Below are 691 nucleotides of genomic sequence, written 5' to 3'. Positions count from 1 at the left end.
CCCAGACAGCCAGGATGTTGGCTTAGAAGCAGCCATCATTTAAAGAAAGCGTAATAGCTCACTGGTCGAGTCGGCCTGCGCGGAAGATGTAACGGGGCTAAACCATGCACCGAAGCTGCGGCAGCGAACGTATCACTTAAAGCGATTCAGCGGGTTACGATTGACGGAGCGAAGCGACGTCAAAGCGTATACAAAGTCGAGTCGGTTTAAGGATACGTTCGTTGGGTAGGGGAGCGTTCTGTAAGCCTGTGAAGGTGGCCTGTGAGGGTTGCTGGAGGTATCAGAAGTGCGAATGCTGACATAAGTAACGATAAAGCGGGTGAAAAGCCCGCTCGCCGGAAGACCAAGGGTTCCTGTCCAACGTTAATCGGGGCAGGGTGAGTCGACCCCTAAGGCGAGGCCGAAAGGCGTAGTCGATGGGAAACGGGTTAATATTCCCGTACTTGGTGTTACTGCGAAGGGGGGACGGAGAAGGCTATGTTGGCCGGGCGACGGTTGTCCCGGTTTAAGCGTGTAGGTGTGTGTTCCAGGTAAATCCGGTTCACTTTAACACTGAGGCGTGACGACGAGGCACTACGGTGCTGAAGCAACAAATGCCCTGCTTCCAGGAAAAGCCTCTAAGCATCAGGTAACATCAAATCGTACCCCAAACCGACACAGGTGGTCAGGTAGAGAATACCAAGGCGCTTGA

General features: G+C 53.5%; 1 rRNA gene. It reads left to right on the top strand.

What is annotated here, in order from left to right:
• A 23S ribosomal RNA gene (locus tag J4614_RS21895) occupies positions 1 to 691 on the top strand; the annotation flags it as partial.

Origin of the sequence: Salmonella sp. 32031103-2018-00083-FB-01-SM-01, from assembly GCF_017571995.1 — a bacterium.
Taxonomy (GTDB): Bacteria; Pseudomonadota; Gammaproteobacteria; order Enterobacterales; family Enterobacteriaceae; genus Salmonella; species Salmonella enterica.
Note: the sequence above shows the minus strand (reverse complement) of the source record. Positions and strands in the feature narration are given on the sequence as shown.